Below are 18,986 nucleotides of genomic sequence, written 5' to 3'. Positions count from 1 at the left end.
CCCGATGATCGTGGCACTGCTGGGCGCCGAAAGCACGGGCAAGACCGATCTGGCACATGCGCTGGCCCGGCGCGCCGGCAATCAGGGTCTGCGCGCCACGGCCGTCGAAGAGTATCTGCGCGAGTTCTGCGAGCATCGCGCGCGCACACCCCGGCCGGATGAGCAGACCCACATCGCCGAGGAACAGACCCGACGCATCCGCATCGCCGCCGCCCACCATGCCCTGGTGCTGGCGGACACCACGGCACTGATGACCGCCGTCTACAGCGACCTGCTCTTTGACGACCCTACCCTGTACGACGCCGCGCTCGCGGCCCATGCCGAATGTCACCTCACCCTGGTGACCGGCCTGGACCTGCCCTGGACGCCCGACGGCATCCAACGTGACGGCCCCCATGTGCGAGTGCCGGTGGACACACGGCTGCGCACCCGACTGCAGGACGCGGGTGTGCCCTTCAGCGTGGTGTATGGGCAAGGCCAGGATCGCGTGGAGGCAGCCTGGCGCGCCATCGTCAACGCCCTGGCCGCGATGGGGGGCAACCCTCGAACAGCGGAAGATGCGCCGGCTAATCTGCAGCCCTGGTGCCGGGAGTGCCTGGTGCCCGAATGCGAGCACCAGCTCTTCCGCCGGCTCGTGAGGGATTGAGCTACTGGACGGCCACCGGGCCCGGTGGATGATCGCGGTCGGGCGTGAACAGCCCGCCCACATCGACCGGATCGAAGTGGTACCGCGCCCCGCAGAAGTCACAGTCGATCTCGACCCGCCCCTGCTCGGCCAGGATGCCGTCGATCTCCGCCCGCCCCAGGCCCCGCAGCATCTGTCCCACACGCTGGCGCGAACAACTGCACGCGAAACGCGGGCCCTGCTCGCCCGTGAGCGGCTCGAAGCGACGCACCGCCTCCTCCCAGAACAGTCGCCGCAGCACGGTGTCGGCGTCCAGGCTCAGCAACTCCTCGCGCGTGAGCGTGGAGGCCAGGTGGGCGATGCGGTTGTAGTGCTCGTTCAGGCCGATCTCGTCCTCGCGCGAGTGGGCACCGCCCAGATTGCCCTCCCCCTCGATGGGCAGGCGCTGGATCAGCAGGCCCGCTGCCACCTGGTCATTGGCTGCCAGGATGAGCTTGGTGTCCAGCTGTTCGGACTGCAGCATGTAGTGTTCCAGCACCTGGGACACCTGCTGCAAGGGCTCACGCCGGTCGCCATGCAGCGGGACCACACCCTGGTAGGGTTGCTGGCCCGGCAGTCGGTCCTTGGGGTCGAGCGTGATCGCACAGCGGCCCTGGCCCCTGACGTTCACCAGAGCCTCGAGTTGCGCCAGCGGCGGCACGTCACCCACCACCTTGGCCGTGGCGCGCAGACTCAGGTCGGGCTGCACCTCGGTCACCGCCAGGCGCACCGGCCCATCGCCCATGATCTGCAGGATCAGCGATCCGTTGAACTTGATGTTGGCCTGCATCAGCACACCGGCCGCCGTCATCTCACCAAGCAGCTGGCGCACCGGCTCGGGGTAGCCGCCCGCGGCTTCCCGACGGCGCAGCATGTCGGTCCAGGCGTCGGTGAGGCGCACCAGCATGCCCCGCACGGGCAGCCCTTCGAACAGGAATTTGTGCAGTTGCGACATCAGCCGATCTTCTTCAGGCCCGCACGGAAACGGCGGGCGTTGTGGACATAGTGCTGCGCGCCCAGACGGAAACGTTCGACCTGCTCGGGCGTGAGCTGCTTGACCACCTTGGCCGGCGCCCCCAGGATCAGGGAGCCGTCAGGAAACTCCTTGCCCTCCGTCACGACCGAACCCGCCCCGACCACGCAGCCTTTGCCGATGCGCGCATGGTTCAGCACCACCGCCTGGATGCCGATCAAGGCGCCATCGCCGATCGTGCATCCATGCAGCATGACCTGGTGCCCGACGGTCACGTCCTCGCCGATGGTCAGCGGCACACCGAGATCGGCATGCAGGACCGAGTTGTCCTGGATGTTCGAGCCCCGGCCGATGCGGATGGGGGCGGTGTCACCGCGGATCACCGTGCCGAACCACACGCTGGTGTCCTCGTCGAGATGAACGTCGCCGATCACCTGGGCCGAATCGGCCACCCAGGCGGTGTCGTGGACAGTGGGGGTCAGCTCATCGAGCTGGTAGACGGCCATGGACTGCTCCTGAAGAAGGGATAATTTTAGGTTCCATGACGAAATCCATTCCGGCTGCTTCCCTGCGGCACCGTGCGCTGCAGGTGCTTTGCCTGTGCGACCCTGCAGAGAAGGCCAGCCAGGCCCGGGCCTTGCTGTCCGACGCCCAGGCAGGCGTCGACATCGGGCGCGATGACGCGCTGCCGCCCCTGCCCGGTCTCCCGGGGCGCCCTGAGCGGCCCGCGCTGGTTCCTCCCGGCGAGGTGCCACGGCGCTCGCCGCACACCGTGCAAGGTCGCGCCGCCTTGCTGCACGCCATCGCGCACATCGAGTTCAATGCGATCAATCTGGCGCTGGATGCCGTCTGGCGATTTACCGGCCTGCCTGACGCCTACTACCGCGACTGGCTGCGCGTGGCCGGCGAGGAGGCCCTGCATTTTTCCTTGCTGCGCGAGCACCTGCGCCACCTGGGGCACGACTATGGCGACTTCGAGGCCCACGACGGCCTGTGGGCCATGGCCGACAAGACCCGCGACGACATCGTGGCCCGCATGGCTCTGGTGCCACGCACGCTCGAAGCCCGGGGGCTGGACGCCACGCCGCTGATCCAGGCCAAGCTCGCAAAATCCGGCGATACGCGCGCGGTCGAGATCCTGGACATCATCCTGCGAGATGAGGTGGGCCATGTCGCCATCGGCAATCACTGGTATCGCTGGCTGTGCGAGCGCGAGGGCTTGGACCCCATCGCCCACTACGAGACGCTCGCCCAACGCCATGGGGCGCCGCGGCTGAAGCCGCCCTTCAATCTTGGCGCCCGGCGTCGTGCCGGCTTCACACAGGCTGAACTGGACTGGCTGGAGCGGCCGCTCTAAACGATCACACGGGGAAAGTCCGTCCGACGAAGACCGGCGGCAGCAGGCTTACACTGCGCCCTACGCCGGCGTCGCAGGGGCGACGCCGCAACCCATTTTCCCTTTCGAGGACCTCATGACTTCGCTGAACACCCGTCGTTTCCTGAAAGTCGCCGGCCTGATCGCCGCCGGCCTGTGGCTGGCCGCCTGCAGCAAGCAGGAACCCGCCGCCCCCGCGGCCGCGCCGGCCGCCGCCCCCGCCAAGGTGTACGTGGTGGGCACCGATGCCGCCTACGCCCCCTTCGAGTCGCAGAACGAGCGTGGCGAGATCGTCGGCTTCGACATCGAGGTGGTCAGCGCCATCGCCGCCAAGGCCGGCATCGAGGTGCGCTTCGTCAACACGCCCTGGGAAGGCATCTTCAATTCGCTGGCGCAAGGCGACCGTGACCTCCTGGTGTCGGCGATCACCATCACCGAAGAGCGCCGCCAGTCCATGGACTTCACCGCACCCTACTTCGATGCCGTGCAGTTGATCGCCGTGCGCCAGAACAGCCCGGTCACCAAGTTCGAGGACCTCAAGACCCTGAAGGTGGGTGTACAGACCGGCACCACCGGCGATGAAGTCGTCACCCAGCTGCTGGGCAAGGACAACACCAACGTGCGCCGTTTCGAGTCCACCCCTCTGGCGCTCAAGGAGCTTGAGTCGGGCGGCGTGGATGCCGTGGTGGCCGACAACGGTGTGGTCAATCACTATGTGGCCAACAACAGCACCGCCGCGTTCAAGACCGTGAGTGACACGTCCTTCGAGCCCGAGCAATACGGCATCGCCGTGCGCAAGGGCAACACCGAGCTGCTCGACAAGCTGAACCAGGGCCTGGCCGCCATCCGCGCCGACGGCACCTATGACGCGATCTACACCAAGTACTTTGGTGCGCCTGCCGCCGCCCCCGCCGCGTCGAACTGACCGCTGAACCCGCATGGATCTGCGCTGGGAAATCCTGGCCGGCTACGGCCCCTTGTTCGCCACCGGCCTGTGGATGACCATCAAGCTCACGCTGGTGGCCATCAGCGTGGGCATGCTCTTCGGTGTGGTGCTGGGACTCATCAGCAGCTCGGCCGACGCCCCGCCACCCAAGGCTTGGCCGCTGCGCTGGGGGATGGTGGCGGCGCGTGGGCTCACGCTGGGCTATGTCACCTTCTTCCGCGGCACGCCGCTGTTCGTGCAGATCCTGCTGGTGCATTTCGCGCTGATGCCCACGCTGGTCCATCCCGACAACGGCCTGCTGCTCAGCGGCACTGCGGCGATCCGTTTCCGGCAGGAGCACGGGGCCTTCTTCTCGGGCGCCCTGGCGCTGACGCTGAATGCGGCGGCCTACATTTCCGAGATCTTCCGCGCCGGCATCCAGAGCATCCACCGGGGCCAGACGCAGGCAGCCTACAGCCTGGGTCTCACGCACGGTCAGGCCATGCGCAGCGTCGTGCTGCCCCAGGCCTTTCGCCGCATGGTGCCCGCCTTCGTGAACGAGGGCATCACCCTGATCAAGGATTCCTCCCTGGTGTCGGCGATCGGCCTGGCCGAACTGGCCCTGGCTGCGCGCACTGTCGCCGGTGCTTACGCGCGCTATTGGGAGCCGTACTTGGCCATCTCGGCGATGTATCTGATCCTCACGCTCACGCTCTCGCTCCTGGCCAAGCGCCTCGAAGCCCCCGAGCACCTTCGCGGACGATGACTCAGGCCTCGAAGAAGTAGCGCTTCAGGCCTGCGAGGATCATCTCGACCGCAATGGCGGTCAGCACCAGCCCCATGAGCTTCTCGATGGCCGCCACCATCGAGTCGCCCAGCAGCTTGCGCAACCGATCGGCCGCCAGCAGCACGAGGCCGCACACCAGCATGGCGGTGGACAGTGCACCCACCCATTCCAAAAGCCGCTCCGGCTGGCGCGACGCCAGCAACAGCACCGTGGCCATGGCCGACGGCCCAGCCAGTAAGGGCACGGCCAGCGGGAAGATGAAGGGCTCGCGCCCCGTGCCCGCGGCGTAGATCTCACCGCCTGACGCAAAGATCATCCGGATCGCGATGATCAGCAGGATGACCCCGCCCGCCACCTCCAGGGAACGTTCGGACAAATGCATCAGCTTCAGGAAGGCGCCGCCGGCGAACATGAAGCCCAGCAGGACGAAGAACGCGATGAGCACCTCGCGCACGGCCACTCGCGTGCGCCGCTCGGGCGGCACGCCTTTCAAGACCGAGATGAAGATGGGCAGGCTCCCGAAGGGGTCGAGCACCAGGAGCAGCAGGATGAGCGCGGAGAGGAAGTTGTGGTCCATGGCCGGATTGTGGGGGAGCAGACCAGTGTTGCGCTGCCGCGTCAGTCACCTCACATCTGAAGCAAGCCCGGGGGGTGGCCTCCTAAAATGACGCTCTTGTGACAAGAGGCCGCCTACCCGAAGGCCTGCACAAACTCTCTCTTCGCACCTCAAGGAACTCCATGAAGAAACTTCACCTCGCAATGGCCGCTGTCGCGGCCCTGAGCGCTGGCGCTGCCATGGCTCAGAGCAACGCCACCATCTACGGTCGGATGAACCTGTCGATCGAGCGCCAGAAGGACGGTGGTGTCAGCAACACCGTCATGCAGAACAACGCTTCGCGCATCGGCTTCAAAGGCACCGAGGACCTCGGCGGTGGCCTGAAGGCCGGGTTTGTGCTGGAGCACGGCTTCAACGCTGACACGGGTGCGGCCTCCGGTGCCATGTGGGGTCGCCAGAGCGAGCTGAACCTGTCCGGCGGTTTCGGGATGGTGCGTCTGGGTCGCTACACCAGCGAAGCCTACTTCGCCACGGCCGACTATGTCAGCATGCACAACCACGACACCGGCACCTCCGCCGATGCCCTGTATGCCTACATCGACCGCGACAGCAACAAGCTGGCCTACCGCACGCCCGACCTGGGTGGCCTGACCCTCGAAGCCGCAGTGTCCCTGCGCGAGAACGTTGGCAACTACGCCTATGACGTCGCGGCCAACTACGACATGGGAGCTCTGCAGCTGGGTGCTGGCTACCAGAAGGACGGCGACGCCAACCAGTTCGCCCTGCGTGCTCTGTACACCATGGGTGACTTCACCTTCGGCGGCTACGTGCAGCGCGACGAAGATGTGTACGGTCCGGGCAGCCGCACCAACCTGCGTCTGTCGGGCATGTACACGATGGGCGCCTCGGAGTTCCACCTGAACGTGGGCCGCGCCGGTGACTACAGCGACCTGGACGACAGCGCCGCCACGCAGTACACGCTGGCCTACGGCTACAACCTGAGCAAGCGCACCAAAGCCTACGCTTTCTACACCAAGGTGTCTGCTGACAGCGCCAACCCCTACGTCGGCGATTTCAGCTCCTTCGCCCTGGGCCTGCGCCACAACTTCTGATCGCGCTCCGCGCCCGATCTCGAAAGCCGGCCTTCAGGCCGGCTTTTTTCATCCCCGGGGGTGATGCTGCGCGTGCAGAAGCCGCAGGCGCTCGCGTGCCACGTGGGTGTAGATCTGCGTGGTCGAGATGTCGGCATGCCCCAGCAGCATCTGTACCACCCGCAGATCGGCCCCGTGATTGAGCAGGTGGGTGGCAAAGGCGTGGCGCAGCGTGTGCGGCGACAACGGCTGTGAGATGCCGGCCATGCGTGCATGCTTCTTCACCAGCGTCCAGAACATCTGCCGCGTCATGCCCTCGCCGCGCTGTGTCACGAAAAGGTCCTGTGACGCCCGTGGACCGAGGATGACGGGCCGGGCCTCGGCCAGGTAGCGACGCAGCCAGCCGTGGGCTTCTTCGCCGAAAGGCACCAGGCGCTCGCGCGAACCCTTGCCGCGCACGCGCAGCACCCCTTCGTCCAGCGCCACATGCACGGTCTTCAGAGTGACCAGTTCGCTCACGCGCAGGCCGCTGGCGTACAGGAGTTCCAGCATGGTGCGATCGCGCAGCCCCAGCGGGGTCTCGAGGTCCGGGGCCGCGAGCAGGGCCTCCACCTGGGCCTCGCTCAGCGTCTTGGGCACCCGCAGGGGCTGGCGAGCCGCGTCGAGCTTCAGGGTCGGGTCGGTGGCGATGAGGCGCTCGCGCAAGGCCCAACGGAAGTAACGACGGAACACCGTGAGCTGCCGATTGGCCGTGGTGGCCTTGGTGTGGGCCCGGTGCACGGCATAGGCGCGCAGATCGGTCTCGGTGGTGGCATCCAGCGATTTGCCGGATTGCGCATCGAGCCAGCGGGCGTAAAGGGTGAGATCGCGCCGGTAGGCGGCCAGCGTCAAGGCGGACAGGCCCTCCTCGACCCACAGGGCGTCGGCGAAGCGGTCGATGCTGGCGAGGCTGTCTGGCAGTGCGGTCATGGATCCAAGAAAAAAGGCCGTCGCCCGAGGCGACGGCCTTGCGTTCGCGACGCTGCGAAAGCTTACTCCAGCTTGAGCTTCTGCTTTTCCACCACCTGCTTGTAGACCTCGAACTCGGCCTTGGTCTGGGCGGCGAACTGCTCGGGGGTGTTGCCCACGATCAGCGAGCCGGTGGCTTCGATACGACGGCGCACATCCGGATCCTGCAGGGTCTGGCGCACCGCCGCATTGACCTTGTCGATCACTTCCTTCGGCAGGCCCTTCGGGCCGTGGATGCCGTAATAGGCCATGCGGTTCACGGGCTCCAGGCCCACCTCCTTGAAGGTCGGCACGTCCGGCAGCACGGACAGACGCTCCGGCGCGGCCACGACGATGGGGATCAGGCGCCCGTCCTTGATGAAGGGCAGTGCCGAGGGCAGGTTGTCGAAGATCATGGGCACCTGGCCCGCCACCGTGTCATTCAGCGCGGGGCCTGCGCCGCGGTAGGGGATGTGGGTGATGAAGGTGCCCGACAGCGACTTGAACAGCTCCATCTGCAGGTGGCCAATGCCGCCCGTGCCCGAGCTGGCAAAGCTGTACTTGCCAGGGTTGGCCTTCAGCAGCGCGACGAAGGACTTGTAGTCCTTGGCCGGGAAGGACGGATGCACGGCGATCACGTTGGGCGTGGCCGCAATGTTGATGATGGACGTGAAGTCGGTCAGCGGGTTGTAGGGCGTCTTGGGGTTGATCGCGGGATTGGACGCCGTGGTCGAGACCGTGGCCATGCCCAGCACATAGCCGTCCGGCTGGGCGCGCACGATCTCAGCCGCCCCGATGAGGCCGCCACCACCGCCACGGTTGTCCACGATCATGGTCTGGCCGAAGGGGCCCTGGATCTTCTCGGCGATCACACGGGCGATGATGTCGGTGGTGCCTCCCGGCGCAAACGGCACGATCAATCGCACGGGCTTGGAGGGGTAGGCCTGGCTCCAGGCTGCGGCGCTGAAGGCCAGGGCAGCTGGGAGGGCGAGGGCGGCGATCAGGTGTCGGCGCTGCATGTGGGTCTCCTTGTGTGGGACGATGGGACGGAGGGTTTCCGCAAAGCACCCGATGGTACGGGCACCCGTGATCGACGTGAATCGAATCGCTGCCTATCCTGTGCGAGATGCGCGCGTCGGCGATTGTGGGAACTACGCATCGGGTCTGCCCTGGGGAACGGTCGAGCGCTGGCACACTCGACGACACCGCTCAACGCCCCGCCCATGTCCGACATCCTGCTCCTGCTTCCCGAATTTCTGCTGATCGTCTGCGGCTTCGTGCTGTGCCGCTACACGGCGCTGAACCGGGGGGTGTGGGACGCCGTGGAGCGGCTGGTGTACTACCTGCTGTTTCCCGTGCTGCTGTTCAACTCCATCGTGCGCAGCCCGCTGGAGTTCCAGACCACCCTGCCGCTGGCCGGTGCCGGCCTGGGCATCGTGGCCGTGGGCATCGCGAGCGCCTACGCCCTGCGGCACCTGCCAGGCGTCGATCCGCCATTGCATGCCTCCGGGGCCCAGGTGGCCTTCCGCTTCAATTCCTACGTAGCACTGGCACTGGCCGACAAGCTTGCCGGCCCTGCGGGCGTGACCTGGACGGCCCTGCTGGTGGCCCTGGCCGTGCCGCTGTGCAACTTCGGGGCGGTGTACCCGCTCGCGCGTCATGGGGGCCATGGCTTCTGGCGTGAGATCGTGCGCAATCCGCTGATCGTGGCCACGGTGGGGGGGCTGATCGCCAACCTGCTCGGCCTGCGCCTCGTGGATCCGCTGGCCTCGACCCTGCAGCGCATCGGCCAGGCGGCTCTGCCGCTGGGGCTGATGGCCGTGGGCGCCGGCCTGAAGCTGGGCGGACTGTGGGCCGGCCCAGGCCTGGCCGCCGGCCTGCTGGGCATCCGCCACCTGCTGCTGCCCGTGGTGGCGCTGGCCCTGGTGCACCTGCTGGGTGTGCCGGTTGCGCAGCAGGCTGTCGTGGTGGCCTTCGCCGCCATGCCCACGGCCTCCAGCGCCTACGTGCTGGCCGTGCGCATGGGTGGCAATGGCGGCTATGTGGCGGGTCTGGTCACCGTCTCGACGCTGCTGGGCATGGTGTCCATCCCGCTGTGGGTGGCAGTGCTGCGCTGGGTCCAGGGCTGATCAGGCTACGCGCTGCGCCAGCGCCCAGTCGATGTGCTCGCGCACGAGGGGACTGGCCGACTCGCGGCGTGCCTGCAACGCAGCACACAGGGCTGCATCGCCCGTTTCGCGCCAGGCGTTGCCCAGGGCCACTGCCAGGTTGCGCAGCCAGCGCTCGTGGCCGATGCGGCGGATCGGGCTGCCCTCGGTCGCCTTCAGGAAGCGGGCCTCGTCCCACATGAACAGGTCCACCAGCGTGGCCGCCGACCAGGGCTCTCGCGCGTCGAAATCAGGCAGCACCGAACGCTGGGCGTACTTGTTCCATGGGCACACCAGCTGGCAGTCGTCGCAGCCGTAGATCCGATTGCCCATGGCAGCGCGAAACTCCTCCGGAATCGTGCCTGCATGCTCGATCGTGAGATAGGAGATGCAGCGGCGTGCGTCGAGCCGGTAGGGCGCAACGATGGCTTGCGTGGGGCACACCTCGATACAAGCCGTGCAGGAGCCGCAATGTGCGCCGGCGGGCTGTGTGGGCGGCAAGGCCAGGTCGACGTAGATCTCCCCGAGAAAGAACATCGACCCCGCCTCGCGCGACAGCACCAGGGTGTGCTTGCCTCGCCAGCCCTGGCCGCTGCGCACCGCCAGTTCGGCCTCCAGCACCGGAGCGGAATCGGTGAAGACGCGGTGGCCGAAGGGCCCCACGGCCTGCGCCAGCCGCTCGGCCAGCGCCTGCAGGCGGCTGCGCAGCACCTTGTGGTAGTCGCGCCCTCGGGCGTAGAGCGACACGCTGGCCTGCGCGGGTGCGTGGTGCAGGCGCTCCCATTCGATGGCCTGCCAGCCCTGCGGCAAGGCACTCGGCAGGTAATCCATGCGCGCGGTGATGACGCTCACCGTGCCAGGCACCAGCTCCGCAGGCCGGGCGCGCTTGAGCCCGTGCGCGGCCATGTAGTGCATCTCACCGTGAAATCCGGCCTTCAGCCAGGCCAGCAAGCCGGGCTCTGCGGTGTGCAGGTCGACATCAGCCACCCCGATCTGGGAAAATCCCAGCCCAAGGGCCCAGCGCCGCAGCTGATCGAGCAAGGCGGTGGGGTCGATGACACGGTCCTGATGCATTCGACAATTCTAGGAAGCTCCTCATGCCGGTGGCCCGATGAAGCGGCCTGTGAGGCCTTCGCAACCGCTCTCGCGCAGCGACCGGAGTTGCGGGATGCCTTCATCGAACTGCACGGCCCGCTGGGCGCGGGCAAGACGACCTTCGTGCGCCACCTGCTGCGCGCCCTCGGTGTGACGGGGCGCATCAAGAGCCCCACGTATGCCGTGATGGAGCCCTACGCCCTGCCAACCGGCGAGGCCTGGCATTTCGACCTCTACCGCTTCAGCGACCCGCGCGAATGGGAAGATGCCGGCTTTCGCGACATCCTCACGGGCCCTGGGCTGAAGCTGGTCGAATGGCCCGACCGGGCCGCGGGGCTGCTGCCGGTCCCGGACTGGCGCATGGAACTCCAAGCCCGTGACGACGATCAACGCGACGTCATGATCACGGCCTACACCCCTCGCGGTGCCGCGCTGCTCGGATGAAGCGGCGGCACTTCATGCATCGAGCCGGCAGCCTGGTGCTGCTGCTGGGCGCCAGCGACATCGCCTTTGGCGCCACCATCGTGGCCGTGCGCGTGTGGCCCGCTCCCGATTACACCCGCATCACGCTGGAGAGCGATACACCGCTGCAGACCCGCTATTTCACCGCCAGCGGACCGGACCGCCTGGTCGTGGACATCGAGGGACTGGAGCTCAGCCAGACGCTGCGCGACATCGTCGGCAAGGTACGCTCGGACGACCCCTACATCGACGGCGTGCGTGTCGGCCAGAACCAGCCCCGGGTCGTGCGGGTGGTGATCGACCTCAAGCAGGCCATCGTGCCTCAGGTCTTCACGCTGGCTCCCGTGGCCGACTACCAGCACCGCCTGGTCTTCGACCTCTACCCGACGGTGCCGCCCGACCCGCTGATGGCGCTCATCCGTGAGAAGGAGGAGGCCGAAAAGCGGGCCCAGGCCGCACTGAACGACGCCTTGGGCGAGTTCATCGGGCGCATCGGCCAGGGAGGGGCAGCGCCCCCGGCCACTCCTCCCGTGGCAGCGGCACCTCCAACACCCGCGCCGAATGCCCCTGTGACCCGTCGCAGCGAGGTGGACGGCACGGCCCGCAGCCGCATGGACCGTCTCATCATCGTCGCCCTCGATCCGGGGCACGGTGGCGAGGATCCGGGCGCCATCGGCCCGGCCGGCACCCGCGAGAAGGACGTCGTGCTGGCGATCGCACGTCGCCTGCGCGATCGGATCAACGCCCAGCCCAACATGCGCGCGATGATGACGCGCGATGCCGACTTCTTCGTGCCGCTGCGGCAGCGCGTCGAGAAGGCCCGGCGCGTGCAAGCCGACCTCTTCATTTCGATCCACGCCGACGCCTTCACCAATCCGAACGCTCGCGGCGCCTCGGTCTATGCCTTGTCCGAACGGGGGGCAACCAGCGAGGCCGCCCGCTGGATCGCCAACAAGGAAAATGCCGCCGACATCGTGGGGGGCGTGAACGTCAAGCACAACGACACCCAAGTGATGCGCGCGCTGATGGACATGTCCACCACGGCTCAGATCAACGACAGTCTCAAGCTGGGCAGCGCGGTGCTGGGCCACATCGGCAAGGTCGGGCACCTGCACAAGCCGCGCGTGGAACAAGCCGGCTTTGCCGTGCTGCGGGCACCCGACATCCCATCCATCCTGGTGGAAACCGCCTTCATCTCCCACCGCGAAGAGGAACAGAAACTGAGAACGGTGGCCTATCAGGAGCAGCTGGCCGACGCGCTGATGAACGGCATCCGCCGCTACTTCGAGAAGAACCCGCCGCTGGCGCGCAATCGTCAGGTCTGAAGACGACGGGCACGCAGCACGGCCAGGCCCAGCAGGGCCAGCCAGCCATAGGCAAAGGCTCCGCCGCCTCCTCCCCCTTCAGAAACGCGCAGCGTGATGACGTGAGGTCCACTGGTAACACCCGATTCGTCAGCCGCCTCGACAACAATTCGCCATTCCCCAGCGCGTGGACTGGACCACTCAAGCAATCCAGATGGACTGACCGACAGCCCTGAGGGCCCTTCGTTGCGCACGAAGCTGATGACATCGCCGGTATCCGGATCCTCAGCCTCAAGCTGAACACTAAGCGCAACACCCTTCGTCGCCTCAAGTTCAGAGGGCCCCAAGATGCGAGGCGGATTGCTGACGACCAACCAGCGTTGAGAGGTGGTCATGCGCAAGTTCATGTCGGTCACATTGACTTCGAACAGCAACTGCGATTTCGCCGCGGGTGTGGAAAAACTCAGAGTCCGGGCGTCGCGGCCCGTCAATGTCACGGCAGGCCCCTCCACCTGTCTCCAGGTATAGGTGTACGGAGCCGTTCCGAACGCAACCTCGGCTGAAAGCTGCACATCCGTATTTCCCGGCACCGCCGTCTGGGGTCCCGATATGGTCACCACGGGGGCACCAGAAATTACCGCGTTCACGGCAGCATCTGCATCGACCATGCCGGCACCGCAGCGCCCAGACATCGCAGCGCAGTAGCTGTCGGCCGGGTGCGTGCGTGCTGTGCCCGTGAGCAAGCCCGTGATTTCCCCTGGCGTGAGCGCGGCGTTCAGCGATTTCAGCAACGCAGCTGCGGCAGCGACATACGGGGTCGCGGCTGATGTTCCACCAGTCCAATCCAGGTCGCGCCTAATGGTGGGGCCGCGTAGCCCTGCGTCGCCCAGAACAGCGATGGGAAAAGTATTGCAGGAGGTCGTTTGCCTTATGCAGGGGCCGCCCCCGGGTGCCGTCAACGTCACGCGCGCGCTTCGGTTTGAGTACTCGGCAAGATCACCAGAGGCCGTATGGGCACCGACGGCAATCACCCCATTGCATCCTGCCGGCAGACCGACCGCCTCCACGCCTTCGTTTCCAGCGGCTGCAACAACCACCACACCTCTGGAGATCGCAGCATTCACCGCAGCCTGCAAGTATCCATGGTCGGCGCAGCGCAATCCCGGGGCTGAACCCAAGCTCAGGCTGATCACCGATGCGGGCGTGGAATTGCCAGGAACTCCTGCGACAGCCTCACCCGCAGACCACGCGATCGCATCGGCCACGTCCGAGAGCCATCCTCCACAGCGCCCTAGAGCCCGCACGGCCAGGACACGCCCCGCTGGGAGTGCTCCCGAAATGCCCCTGCCGTTGTTGGAGACTGCTGCCGCGATGCTGGACATCATCAGCCCATGCCACGACGAATCCTCATTCCTGGACGTGCAGTAGTCGCCAGGGTCCGAAGGGTCCGCATCCCGTCCATTGCCGTCACCCGCAATGGAAAAGTCGCTGACAAAGTCGTATCCGTTGATGACTTTCGTCGAGAGGTCGTCGTGTTGCAGGATTCCCGTATCGATAACGGCCACAACCGCTCCACTGCCTTGCGCGAATCTCCACGCATCAGAGAACGCTGCTGTACCCTGAGACCCCAGCAGGCGCGCGGAGAGCGCCCATTGCTGCGAGAAGTAGGTGTCGTTCATGCTGACCGACTGTCGCTGCACCCAGACGTCCGGCGCCGCGTACTCGACACCATCCTCGGCGGTCATGCGCGCAGCAATCTCTCGGGCCCGCTCGATTCCTACGGCCTCGCCGAGCGAATACACCTCGGCGCCATCACGAAGCCGATGCGACATTCGTAAAGTCGTACGTGCTGCGCGAGATGCAATCTCATCGCGCATACGCCTCACGTCCGGAGAGGCCGACAGCCCCTGGGCCCGGACGTCAGCCCGGGGCTCCTTGAACTTGACAATGATCCGTGTAGTGGAACCCACTGTCGGTTCGGCAGGCTGCCCCCAGGCAAATGGCGCTGCAAGGCCGCAAGCGGCCCAGAACAGGGCGCGAAAGTTCAGGCGCGTCGACAAGAGCGTCACCAGGGAGGCAGTCAAACAGCCATTGTCAGCGGCTCGCGGTTTGGGCGCATCCCGCATTTCCCCAGACTCTGTGGAGGAGTTGGCTCTATTGAGCAACGGCTTCGGCCAGCAGGACCTCATCCAGCCGCCCGCCGCGTCTTCCACGCCCCGTACATCGCGATCAGCCCCGGCACGATGATCAGCGCCCAGATGATCTTCTCCAGGTTGTTCTGGACAAAGCTCAGGTTGCCGAAGAAATAGCCGGCCAGCGTGATGCCCACCACCCAGATGAAGGCGCCGATGATGTTGTAGAGCGTGAACTTGGCGCGGTTCATCTCGGCCACACCCGCCACAAACGGCGCGAAGGTGCGCACGAAGGGCAGGAAGCGCGCCAGGATGATGGTGATGCCCCCATAGCGTTCATAGAACTCATGGGCCTGGTTGAAGGCGCGCTTGTTGAAGAAGCGCGATTGCTCCCACTGAAAGACCTTGGGCCCGAAATAGCGGCCGATGGTGTAGTTGACCTGATCGCCGGCGATGGCCGCGATCAGCAGCAGGATGATCGTCAGATGCAGGTCCATCAGCCCGGCCCCGCACATCGTTCCCACCACGAAAAGCAAGGAATCGCCGGGCAGGAAGGGCATGACCACCAGACCGGTTTCCACGAACACGATCAGGAAGATGAGCGCGTACACCCAGGTTCCGTAGGCGGCCACGAAGCTCGCCAGGTGCTCGTCGATGTTGAGGATGAAATCGATGAGGAAGGTGATCAGTTCCATGCGCCGGGATTATCCCTGCCGGGACTGCCCCGCCCGCCTTGCCCTCCTACAATCCCCGTGAATGAATGCCCCTTCAGCCCCCCCACGCCGCCCCATCCGTGAACTGCCTGACGAACTGATCAGCCAGATCGCCGCGGGCGAGGTGGTCGAGCGCCCGGCCTCGGTCGTGCGCGAACTGGTGGACAACGCGCTGGACGCCGGGGCCACCGAGATCGCCGTGAAGCTGCTGGCCGGCGGCGTGCGCGCCATCGTGGTCGAGGACAACGGCGCGGGCATGCCGGCCGAGGAGATGCCCCTGGCGCTGCGCCGCCATGCCACCAGCAAGATCGCCTCGCTGGCCGAACTGGAGCAGGTGGAAACCATGGGCTTTCGCGGGGAAGCCCTGGCGGCGATTGCCTCGGTGGCCGACGTGGCCCTGTGCAGCCGGCCGCCCGAGGCGGCACATGCCCATCGGCTGGACGCCCGTTCGGGGGAACTCAGCCCGGCAGCCCGCGGGGTGGGCACCAGTGTGGAGGTGCGCGAGCTCTTCTTCAGCACGCCCGCACGCCGCAAGTTCCTCAAGACCGACGCCACCGAGCTGGCCCATTGCCTGGAAGCGGTGCGCCGTCACGCCCTGGCCCGCCCGGACGTGGGCTTTGCGGTCTGGCACGAGGGCAAGCTGATCGCCCAGTGGCGCCGCGCCAGCGGTGAGCAGCGCCTGCGGGATGTGCTGGGCGACGACTTCATCGCCCAGAGCCGGCCGGTGGACGCCCGCGTCGGCCCGCTGCGCATCTTTGGCCGAGCCGGCCTGCCCGATGCAGCGCGGGCGCGGGCCGACCTGCAGTACTGCTACGTCAACGGCCGCTACGTGCGCGACAAGCTGCTCGCCCACGGCGTGCGTTCGGCCTATGAAGATGTGCTGCACGGAGCGCGCCAGCCCAGCTACGTGCTCTTCCTCGAGATCGCCCCTGATCGGGTTGATGTGAACGTCCATCCGACCAAGATCGAGGTGCGCTTCCGCGATTCCCGCGAAGTGCATCAGGCCCTGCGACATGCGGTCGAGGACGCGCTTGCCTTGTCGCGGGCCGGTGCGCCCCCTGAAGCCACCCCGGCGTTCCCTCCGGCCTCACCCACAGCGGCTCCTTCCCTCGCGCCGCGCTGGACGCCCCCCCCTCAGGTGCAGTCCAGCCTGGCACTGCAGCAGGCCGCCGCCTTGTTCGCTCAGGAAGCACCGCCGGCCTGGCCCACGAAGGACGCGCCCCCTTCCTCCGCCCCGGCGACCGAGGACTGGGACCCCGAGGCCTGGCCGTTGGGCCGAGCCATCGCACAGGTGGCTGGCATCTACGTGCTGGCCGAAAACGCCCAGGGCCTGGTGATCGTGGACATGCATGCGGCGCACGAGCGCATCGTCTACGAGCGCCTCAAGCAGCACCTGCAGGGCCAGCGCATCGAGTCGCAACCCCTGCTGATCCCGGCCACCTTCGCAGCCACACCGCAGGAGGTGGCCACGGCCGAGAGCTGCCACGAGGCCTTGCTCACGCTGGGGCTGGAAGTCACCCCGCTGTCACCCACCACGCTGGCCGTGCGCTCGCGACCGACGGCCCTGGCCGATGCCAACGTGGTGGAGCTGGCACGCAGCGTGCTGGCGGAGCTGGCCCAGTACGACGCCAGCAATGTGATCCAGCGCGCCCAGCACGAGCTGCTGGCCACCATGGCCTGCCATGGGGCCGTGCGCGCCAACCGCCGCCTGACGCTGGACGAGATGAACGCCCTGCTGCGCGACATGGAACGCACCGAGCGGGCCGACCAGTGCAACCACGGCCGGCCCACCTGGCGCCAGCTCACGGTGCGCGAGCTCGACGCGCTCTTCCTGCGCGGGCGCTGAACTTTTCCGGGGCATCCGGGGTCGGTGGTGCTCATGATGAGTCTGCGCCGCTGGATCCAACTCTCGTCTGCCGCCCTGGTGTGTTTCGCCCTGCTCGCCGGCTGTGCGGCGCTCGACACGCAGCAGCGGCGCTGGATCTTCCAGCCCAGCAGCGACACCTGGCGCGGCGCGTCCTACGCGGCCGAGGGCATGGACGAACTGTGGATCGAGTTCGATTCGCGCCTGGAGGGCGACCGGGCCCGGCTGCATGCCTTGTGGCTCCCTCAGGACCGACCCGATGCGCCGGTGCTGCTCTACCTGCACGGCGCCCGCTGGGATGTGCGCAGCAGCGCGCCGCGCATGCGCCGCATGCACGACCTGGGCTTTGCGGTGCTGGGCATCGACTACCGCGGCTTTGGGCAGAGCTCCGGCGACCTGCCCTCCGAACGTCTGGCCTACGAGGATGCCCGCGCCGCCTGGGACTGGATGGCCCGTGAGCACCCGCAGGCCCGGCGCTTCATCTACGGCCATTCGCTGGGCGGCGCCATCGCCACCCACCTGGCCTCGGAGGTGGACGATGCCGCCGGGCTGCTGGTCGAGGCCAGTTTCCCCTCGATCCGAGACGTGGTGAGCACCTTCCGCTGGGGTTGGCTGCCGGTGGGGCCACTGATCACCCAGCGCTTCGAAGCGGCCGAGCACATCGCCCGCGTGACAGCCCCCGTGCTGGTGGCCCATGGCAGTGCCGACCGCTTCATCCGTCCGGAGCTGGGTCGCCAGCTTTACGAGCGCGCGCCCGAACCCAAGCGCTGGCTGCTGGTGGATGGCGGCAGCCACCACAACACCAGCGCCGTTGGCCAAGACGCCTATCGCGTCGCGCTGCGCGAGCTCTTCGGGTTGGGGTCGGAGCAGGACGTGGTCCAATCGCGTCTGGAACTGCCCTCCCGCCATGACGTCCCGCCCCAAGCTCTCGCTGCCCCGCAGCCCGTCGTCCTCACCCGCTGAGTCGCCGCGCCGGCGCAACCGCCCCCCCGTGCGCGGCACGGGCTCGGCCCCGCGCTCGCGTGCCCGCCCCGCCCCGGCAGCGGCCCCCGCCGCCCCGCTGCCGGACGAGCCCAGGCTCGACCCCAAGCACCGACCCAGACCGACAGCATCCGCCTCCGCCCCAGCGCCCGCGACTCAGCCGGGCGAACGCCTGTCCAAACGCATGAGCGAACTGGGCCTGGCCTCACGGCGCGAGGCCGACCTGTGGATCGAGCGAGGCTGGGTGCGCGTGGACGGACAGGTGGTGGATACCCTGGGCGCGCGGGTGCTGCCGCACCAGCGCATCGAGGTGGACCCAGCCGCCCGGCACGAGCAGGAACAGCGCGTCACCATCCTGCTGAACAAGCCCATCGGCTATGTGAGTGGCCAGGCCGAAGACGGGCATGAACCTGCCGTGGTGCTCATCACGGCCGAGAACCACTGGAACCAGGATCCGAGCCCGCTGCGCTTCGGCCGCCATCACCTGCGCAAGCTGGCACCCGCGGGCCGGCTCGACATCGACTCGACGGGACTGCTCGTGCTCACGCAGGACGGCCGCATCGCGCGTCACCTGATCGGTGAAGACTCAGCCGTGGAGAAAGAGTATCTGGTGCGCGTGGAGCACGCGCAGGCAGCGCACGCCGGCCCGCCGTCGCAGACCTTGCCGCCCGAACAACTCGCCTTGCTCCGCCATGGCCTCAGCCTCGATGGCCATGCGCTCAGGCCGGCCCAGGTGAGCTGGCAGAACGAACATCAGCTGCGCTTCGTGCTGAGGGAAGGCCGCAAGCGCCAGATCCGGCGCATGTGCGAGCTGGTGGGGCTGAAGGTGGTGGGCCTCAAGCGCATCCGCATCGGCCGCGTGGTGCTGGGTGCCCTGCCGGCCGGACAGTGGCGCTACCTGGGGCCGCACGAGCGGTTCTGAAGGCCCGC

General features: G+C 67.2%; 19 protein-coding genes. 11 read left to right on the top strand and 8 right to left on the bottom strand.

Annotation, left to right across the window (positions count from 1 at the left end):
- The first annotated feature begins 4 nt into the window (after positions 1-4).
- A complete protein-coding gene (locus C1704_RS05910) occupies positions 5-646 on the top strand; it encodes an AAA family ATPase (RefSeq protein WP_104301815.1) in 642 nt (213 codons plus the stop codon).
- 1 nt (position 647) lies between these two features.
- Here C1704_RS05910 and hslO read toward each other — a convergent pair whose 3' ends face one another.
- Both hslO and C1704_RS05900 read right to left on the bottom strand, forming a co-directional pair.
- A complete protein-coding gene (gene hslO, locus C1704_RS05905) occupies positions 648-1,619 on the bottom strand; it encodes an Hsp33 family molecular chaperone HslO (RefSeq protein ID WP_104301814.1) in 972 nt (323 codons plus the stop codon).
- The gene (locus C1704_RS05900) at positions 1,619-2,143 is read right to left on the bottom strand and encodes a gamma carbonic anhydrase family protein (RefSeq protein WP_104301813.1); all 525 of its coding nucleotides are present in this window, start codon (positions 2,141-2,143) and stop codon (positions 1,619-1,621) included. The genes hslO and C1704_RS05900 overlap by 1 nt, the downstream gene beginning before the upstream one ends.
- A gap of 35 nt (positions 2,144-2,178) precedes the next feature.
- On the opposite strand from C1704_RS05900, the gene C1704_RS05895 reads away from it, so the two are divergent.
- From C1704_RS05895 to C1704_RS05885, 3 genes are all read left to right on the top strand, one after another.
- Positions 2,179-2,994: a ferritin-like domain-containing protein gene (locus C1704_RS05895; RefSeq protein ID WP_104301812.1), complete on the top strand. Its 816-nt coding sequence runs from the start codon at positions 2,179-2,181 to the stop codon at positions 2,992-2,994.
- A 115-nt stretch (positions 2,995-3,109) separates the two neighbouring features.
- Positions 3,110-3,937, top strand: a complete 828-nt coding sequence (locus C1704_RS05890; RefSeq protein ID WP_104301811.1) for a basic amino acid ABC transporter substrate-binding protein — start codon at positions 3,110-3,112, stop codon at positions 3,935-3,937.
- A 13-nt stretch (positions 3,938-3,950) separates the two neighbouring features.
- Complete coding sequence (locus tag C1704_RS05885; RefSeq protein ID WP_104301810.1) at positions 3,951-4,703, top strand: amino acid ABC transporter permease; 753 nt, start codon at positions 3,951-3,953, stop codon at positions 4,701-4,703.
- A gap of 1 nt (position 4,704) precedes the next feature.
- Here the strand turns inward: C1704_RS05885 and C1704_RS05880 are convergent, their stop codons facing one another.
- Positions 4,705-5,301: a MarC family protein gene (locus C1704_RS05880; protein WP_104301809.1), complete on the bottom strand. Its 597-nt coding sequence runs from the start codon at positions 5,299-5,301 to the stop codon at positions 4,705-4,707.
- Positions 5,302-5,462: 161 nt separating this feature from the next.
- Here C1704_RS05880 and C1704_RS05875 point away from each other — a divergent pair, with 161 nt between their 5' ends.
- Positions 5,463-6,392 carry a porin gene (locus tag C1704_RS05875; protein WP_104301808.1) on the top strand — a complete coding sequence of 310 codons (930 nt, stop codon included), beginning with the start codon at positions 5,463-5,465 and terminating at the stop codon, positions 6,390-6,392.
- Positions 6,393-6,440: 48 nt separating this feature from the next.
- On the opposite strand, the gene xerD is transcribed toward C1704_RS05875, so the two are convergent.
- Complete coding sequence (xerD, locus tag C1704_RS05870) at positions 6,441-7,340, bottom strand: site-specific tyrosine recombinase XerD (protein WP_104301807.1); 900 nt, start codon at positions 7,338-7,340, stop codon at positions 6,441-6,443.
- 62 nt (positions 7,341-7,402) lie between these two features.
- Positions 7,403-8,377: a tripartite tricarboxylate transporter substrate binding protein BugE gene (locus tag C1704_RS05865; RefSeq protein WP_104301806.1), complete on the bottom strand. Its 975-nt coding sequence runs from the start codon at positions 8,375-8,377 to the stop codon at positions 7,403-7,405.
- A gap of 204 nt (positions 8,378-8,581) precedes the next feature.
- Here C1704_RS05865 and C1704_RS05860 point away from each other — a divergent pair, with 204 nt between their 5' ends.
- A complete protein-coding gene (locus tag C1704_RS05860) occupies positions 8,582-9,487 on the top strand; it encodes an AEC family transporter (RefSeq protein ID WP_104301805.1) in 906 nt (301 codons plus the stop codon).
- On the opposite strand, the gene queG is transcribed toward C1704_RS05860, so the two are convergent.
- Positions 9,488-10,579, bottom strand: coding sequence for a tRNA epoxyqueuosine(34) reductase QueG (gene queG, locus C1704_RS05855; RefSeq protein WP_104301804.1), 1,092 nt, complete (start codon positions 10,577-10,579; stop codon positions 9,488-9,490).
- Between queG and tsaE the strand changes: the two genes are divergently transcribed.
- Together tsaE and C1704_RS05845 are read left to right on the top strand one after the other, a co-directional pair.
- Positions 10,574-11,044, top strand: a complete 471-nt coding sequence (gene tsaE, locus C1704_RS05850; protein ID WP_104301803.1) for a tRNA (adenosine(37)-N6)-threonylcarbamoyltransferase complex ATPase subunit type 1 TsaE — start codon at positions 10,574-10,576, stop codon at positions 11,042-11,044. The two genes, queG and tsaE, sit on opposite strands and share 6 nt — an antisense overlap.
- On the top strand, positions 11,041-12,387 hold the full coding sequence (locus C1704_RS05845) for an N-acetylmuramoyl-L-alanine amidase (protein WP_104301802.1): 1,347 nt from the start codon (positions 11,041-11,043) through the stop codon (positions 12,385-12,387). The genes tsaE and C1704_RS05845 overlap by 4 nt, the downstream gene beginning before the upstream one ends.
- Here the strand turns inward: C1704_RS05845 and C1704_RS05840 are convergent.
- Together C1704_RS05840 and C1704_RS05835 are read right to left on the bottom strand one after the other, a co-directional pair.
- Positions 12,378-14,198, bottom strand: coding sequence for a S8 family serine peptidase (locus tag C1704_RS05840; RefSeq protein WP_170064637.1), 1,821 nt, complete (start codon positions 14,196-14,198; stop codon positions 12,378-12,380). The two genes, C1704_RS05845 and C1704_RS05840, sit on opposite strands and share 10 nt — an antisense overlap.
- Positions 14,199-14,551: 353 nt before the next feature.
- Positions 14,552-15,193: a DedA family protein gene (locus C1704_RS05835; RefSeq protein ID WP_104301800.1), complete on the bottom strand. Its 642-nt coding sequence runs from the start codon at positions 15,191-15,193 to the stop codon at positions 14,552-14,554.
- A 61-nt stretch (positions 15,194-15,254) separates the two neighbouring features.
- Here C1704_RS05835 and mutL point away from each other — a divergent pair, with 61 nt between their 5' ends.
- From mutL to C1704_RS05820, 3 genes are read left to right on the top strand one after another with little or no spacing between them, the layout of a single operon-like run.
- Positions 15,255-17,057: a DNA mismatch repair endonuclease MutL gene (gene mutL / locus C1704_RS05830; RefSeq protein ID WP_104301799.1), complete on the top strand. Its 1,803-nt coding sequence runs from the start codon at positions 15,255-15,257 to the stop codon at positions 17,055-17,057.
- Between the two features lie 33 nt (positions 17,058-17,090).
- Positions 17,091-18,038, top strand: coding sequence for an alpha/beta hydrolase (locus tag C1704_RS05825; protein ID WP_104301798.1), 948 nt, complete (start codon positions 17,091-17,093; stop codon positions 18,036-18,038).
- Positions 17,983-18,978, top strand: a complete 996-nt coding sequence (locus tag C1704_RS05820) for a pseudouridine synthase (RefSeq protein WP_104301797.1) — start codon at positions 17,983-17,985, stop codon at positions 18,976-18,978. The genes C1704_RS05825 and C1704_RS05820 overlap by 56 nt, the downstream gene beginning before the upstream one ends.
- Positions 18,979-18,986 lie beyond the last annotated feature (8 nt).

Origin of the sequence: Caldimonas caldifontis, assembly GCF_002930615.1 — a bacterium.
Taxonomy (GTDB): domain Bacteria; phylum Pseudomonadota; class Gammaproteobacteria; order Burkholderiales; family Burkholderiaceae_C; genus Caldimonas; species Caldimonas caldifontis.
Note: the sequence above shows the minus strand (reverse complement) of the source record. Positions and strands in the feature narration are given on the sequence as shown.